We start from the raw sequence: 3,258 nt of genomic DNA on the forward strand, positions 1-3,258 counted from the left end.
GGTGCTGGCCTACGGCAATTTCGTAACGGCCGGCATCAACTTCCTGATCATCGCCTTCGTCCTCTTCCTGGTGGTCAAGGGCATCAACAAGCTGCAGAAGAAAGAGCCGCCGAAGCCGGAGGCTCCCGCAGCGAAGCCCGAGGATGTTGTCCTGCTCGGCGAGATCCGCGATCTGCTCAAGCAGAAGCAGGCCTGATCGGAGCCTCGCGCGGCCGTGATTCATCACGGCCGCCGATCGACCCGATCTCGCGATTTCATGCCTCGCCGCGCCGGGATCGGCTAAAGGTGGGGCATCGATTTTCGCGAGGCCGATCCCGATGAACAGCGCCATCCTGCCGGGCAGCACCCTGCTTGCCGAGCTTCGTCCCGAGGCCCGGAATGCGCCGGAAAGCGGGATCGTCGAGGTGGTCAATCACGGCCGCCTCAAGCCGGGCCTGATCCCGCTCTGGGTCGGCGAGGGCGATCTCTCGACCCCGTCCTTCATCGCCGACGCCGCGGCGCGTTCGCTCGCGGCCGGCGAGACCTTCTACACCTGGCAGCGCGGCATTCCGGAACTGCGCGAGGCGCTCGCCCGCTATCATCAGCGCCTCTACGGCCGGCCGTTCTCGCCCGAGAGCTTCTACGTCACCGGCTCCGGCATGCAGTCGGTCCAGATCGCGGTCCGCATGATCGCCGGCCCCGGCGACGAGATTCTCATCCCGACTCCGGCCTGGCCGAATTTCGGCGCCGCGGTCGGGGTCAGCGGCGCGGCGACCGTCTGCGTTCCCATGGACTATGCGCAGGGCCGCTTCACCCTCGATCTCGACCGGCTCGCGAAGGCGATTACGCCGCGTACCCGCGGCATCCTGGTGAATTCGCCGTCCAACCCCACCGGCTGGACCGCGACGAAGGCCGAGCAGGAGGCGCTGCTCGCGCTCTCGCGCAAGCACGGCATCTGGATCGTCGCCGACGAGATCTACGGCCGCTTCATCTATGACGGCTCCGAGCGCGCGCCGTCCTTCCACGACATCATGGAAGCCGAGGACCGCGTCATCTTCGTCCAGACCTTCTCGAAGAACTGGGCGATGACCGGCTGGCGCATCGGCTGGATCGAGGTGCCCGTCGCCTTCGGCCAGATCGTCGAGAACCTCATCCAGTATTCGACCTCGGGCTCGCCGGTCTTCGTCCAGCGCGGCGCCATCGCCGCCCTCGACGAGGGCGAGGGTTTCGTCGCCGAGCAGATCGCGCGCGCGGCCGAGGGGCGCCGGATCATCTTCGAAGGGCTGAAGGCGACGAACCGCGTCACGCTGTCGGCGCCGGTCGGGGCGTTCTACCAGTTCTTCTCGGTCGATGGCCGCGATGACTCGCGCAAGCTGGCGCTCGATCTGGTCGACACCGCCAATGTCGGCCTCGCCCCGGGCACGGCTTTCGGTCCCGGTGGCGAGACCGGCCTTCGCCTCTGCTTCGCCCGCAAATCCGCCGATCTGGTCGAAGCCGTCGCGCGGCTGCAGAAGGCGCTCGCCGCCATCTGACGCCGGCGCCGGAGACGCAAGGCGGCCCTGCGCTCAGCAGGGAGCCGCCCGGTTGACCGGTCGCGAGGCCGTCGCCATGAACGCCCGGCGCCGCCAGTCCGCGGTGCGGCGGGAAGGCGATGAAAGCGTTCGGCTATCCTACGACCCGGCTGACGATCCTCTGGCGGGAGATTCTGGTCATCGCGCTGGCGGCGGTCGGGGGCGGCGGCTTCGCGCTGCTCGGCATGCCGGCTGCCTGGCTCTCCGGCTCGATGCTGCTGAGCACGGTCGTCGCGCTGATCCGCCCCTTGCCGACGCTGCGCCGGCCCTGGTTCGATTCCACCATGGTCCTCTCCGGCGCGATCCTCGGCTCGGCGGCGACGCCTGAGGCGCTGGCGGCGGCGGCCCGCTATCCGGCCTCCCTCCTCATCCTGCTCGTCGGCGTGTCCGCGATCATGCTGGCGACCGGCGCCTATCTGCGCCATGTCGCGCGCTGGCCCTGGATCGACGCCCTCCTGGCCGCAGCGCCCGGCGCCTTGTCGACGGTGCTCGCCGTCGCGCAGGCGAAGGGCGCCAATATCGGGCGAATCTCGGTCGTCCAGCTCTTTCGCCTGCTCGTTCTGGTCGCGCTTTTGCCGAGCGTGATGCAGCTCAGCGGCGCCTCGGCCGGCATGCCGGCTCCTGTCGTCCAATCGGTCGATGCCGGCACGATGTTCGGCGTGACGATGTCGGGGCTGGCGCTCGGGCTCGTCTTCGAGCGGCTCGGCCTCTCCGCCCCGCTGATGTTCGGCGCGACCTTCGCCAGTGCTGCCTTGCATTGCAGCGGCCTCGTCGAGGGCGCGCTGCCCATGCCGATCCAGATCGCCGTGCAGATCCTGCTCGGCACCACCATGGGCGGGCGCATCGCGCATATCCCGCGCAACGAGCTGAAAGGCCTGTTTCCGCTGGCCATCGGCGGCTTCGCGGTCTCGATCGTCGTCGCCTTCGTCTTCGCCTGGCCGGCGGCCTGGCTCGCCGATGTCTCCTATGCCAGCGGCATGGCGGCCTTTGCGCCGGGCGGGCTGGAAGCGATGGCGATGCTCGCCTTCGCCATGGGGCTGGACACGCTCTATGTCGGCGCGCACCACCTCGTGCGCTTCGTCGTCATTGGGCTTGCCATGCCGCTGGTCCTGGCCCGCGTGAAGAATGCGCCGCCACGTTGAAAGATCGCTGAACGTCTCTCAGCCCGCATCCTGAGGAGCAGCCGTCAGGCTTCGTCTCGAAGGATGTTTCAGGAGGCTCCGGAGACATCTTGACCACCCTTCGAGACGCCGCTTTGCGGCTCCTCAGGATGAGGGCTTTACGAGGTAGCGGCCTCCAATCAGCGAGCGCCATTAAGCTTAACGATCCATTATATTTTGGGTCTTCGATTGTAGCTTCCCAGCAAATCCGAATTCATCCGCTCCTGCTAGGTAGTTAGCCGTCGACAACGGTCGATGACAGCGGAGCGACCGCCATGAATATTGCCGTGCAGGCGCCGTCCGTCTGGCGCCGCCTCGCCAAGCCTGTCGCGATCATCGGCGCCGGCATCGCCGGCCTCACCGCAGCCTATGACCTGGAACGCCGCGGCATTCGTGCCACGGTCTTCGAAGGTGGCCGCGCCGTCGGCGGCATGGCCTCCTCCTTCAAGGATGCCGAGGGTTACACCTACGATTTCGGCGCGCATTTCGTCAGCAACCGCCTGGCCGATGCGATGGGGGCGAGCGCGATCTCGCGGACGGTCCGGCAC

4 protein-coding genes are annotated in these 3,258 nt (G+C 67.8%); all 4 read left to right on the forward strand.

Annotation, left to right across the window (positions count from 1 at the left end):
• Nucleotides 1-196: MscL family protein (locus JHD80_RS26805; RefSeq protein ID WP_199093571.1), on the forward strand; the 196-nt coding region annotated here is incomplete at its 5' end.
• 121 nt (nucleotides 197-317) lie between these two features.
• Nucleotides 318-1,511 carry a pyridoxal phosphate-dependent aminotransferase gene (locus JHD80_RS26810; RefSeq protein ID WP_199093573.1) on the forward strand — a complete coding sequence of 398 codons (1,194 nt, stop codon included), beginning with the start codon at nucleotides 318-320 and terminating at the stop codon, nucleotides 1,509-1,511.
• A gap of 119 nt (nucleotides 1,512-1,630) precedes the next feature.
• Nucleotides 1,631-2,692 carry an AbrB family transcriptional regulator gene (locus tag JHD80_RS26815; protein WP_199093575.1) on the forward strand — a complete coding sequence of 354 codons (1,062 nt, stop codon included), beginning with the start codon at nucleotides 1,631-1,633 and terminating at the stop codon, nucleotides 2,690-2,692.
• 293 nt (nucleotides 2,693-2,985) lie between these two features.
• On the forward strand, nucleotides 2,986-3,258 hold a 273-nt coding region (locus tag JHD80_RS26820; protein WP_199093577.1), incomplete at its 3' end, for an FAD-dependent oxidoreductase.

It is taken from the genome of Allobosea sp. ASV33 (genome assembly GCF_016428755.1).
GTDB lineage: Bacteria > Pseudomonadota > Alphaproteobacteria > Rhizobiales > Beijerinckiaceae > Allobosea.

Excerpts from the sequence above, each read along its gene's own strand:
- JHD80_RS26810 (WP_199093573.1), top strand. The coding sequence starts at position 318 with ATGAACAGCGCCATCCTGCCGGGCAGCACCCTGCTTGCCGAGCTTCGT.
- JHD80_RS26815 (WP_199093575.1), top strand. The coding sequence starts at position 1,631 with ATGAAAGCGTTCGGCTATCCTACGACCCGGCTGACGATCCTCTGGCGG.